Source organism: uncultured Algibacter sp. (assembly GCF_947487605.1).
In the GTDB taxonomy this organism is placed as follows: domain Bacteria; phylum Bacteroidota; class Bacteroidia; order Flavobacteriales; family Flavobacteriaceae; genus Algibacter_D.
Genome location: NZ_CANKXK010000042.1, coordinates 1 through 1,305, shown reverse-complemented (window position 1 = coordinate 1,305; position 1,305 = coordinate 1). Strand labels below are relative to the sequence as shown.

The 1,305-nt window shown below is 33.0% G+C and carries 1 protein-coding gene; it reads right to left on the bottom strand.

Going from position 1 to position 1,305, the window contains the following annotated elements:
• Window positions 1-487 precede the first annotated feature (487 nt).
• Window positions 488-1,000: a hypothetical protein gene (locus tag Q0739_RS14830; RefSeq protein WP_298239517.1), complete on the bottom strand. Its 513-nt coding sequence runs from the start codon at window positions 998-1,000 to the stop codon at window positions 488-490.
• Window positions 1,001-1,305: the final 305 nt, after the last annotated feature.

Genomic DNA, 1,305 nt, shown 5'->3' with positions numbered 1-1,305 from the left:
GCTGTAACGTCTAATTACTTTGTCATTTTTATACATAATTGTGTTAAATTATGTAGCCTTTATTCAGGACGGGTCATAATTATGCCTAACGGTTTTGTGTATGGTTAGTTGCGTGTTTGAGCAACTAATTTAGTAAACAAAAACGAACGCGAGAAAATTCCGAAGGAATTTTCCAGATGAGCACTTGCCAAAGCAATTAATTATACACGGTGTTAGCATACGTTATATTTAATTGCTTCACCTAATTTCTGTTGTTCAATTTATTTTTTGGAGTGTTAATTTAATCTGAGCACATTTTACCAAAAGGTTTTGTAACAAATTATGGTAACAAGTAAAAAAATTAAAATTTTATGCATTCTTTTACTTCTATTAAAAATGTATTATTCAATCGATTCCAAACTTTATAAGTAAAGGAGGCATTGAAATTCAAAAAAAATCATTCCAAGCAACTAGTGCTTAGAATGATTTTTAAATGTATAAGTATTATTTAATATGTTAATGTTCCTTTACCACTCAAAGTAAATGTTCCGCCAAACTCGGTGTCAAATATAACCACTACGGATTCATTAAATTCTCCAGTGGCGTTTTCAAACCGTCCAGTTCCGCCATCGAAGACCAATACCTCTTCAAATGAGGTTGGAGAAGTCCACAGAATATAACTGTGAGTGCCATGCAATACATCACCATTCGCGGCTGTAAGTGTGAGTGTTCTTGTTCCTAAGTCATTTCCTTCTCCATTAAAACACCATTCCTCTAACATCGTACTGAGTCCTAGATGTGTTGCTGTTCCTTCGCCAAGAGCATTTAGAACTACAGCTGGGCAAGTTACACCATCACCTGGAAATAAATTAAAATCACCTTCTGCGTTAATTTTAAAGGGACGAGTGACAGCCTTTTCTATAGAACTTCTCTGTAACTCTAACGTTTGTTCGGTTAAATCAGCTTCATCTGTGATTAGTGAATCACTACTACAGGCATACAAAGTAGCGACTGACAGCATCAGAATTAAAATTCGATTTTTCATAATTAATTGGTTTAAGTTAATAAAAATTGATTTTGCTATTATTAATTCTTATTCGCCGCTTCAACGCAGTTAAAATAGTTTCTAGAAGGACTCTAGAGTAGGAAGTTTATTAGAACAAAAAAGTAGAGTGTTGGAATTTTGTTGAAATAAAAATAGAGATTAAATTGCTGAAAACCAAATATTTATTAAGATTTTAATGGATGCTAACGTGTTTGTATAAGATTAGTTGCGTGGTTTAAGCACTAAAATTAGCAAATAAATCACAGATAGAAAGTCCGCAA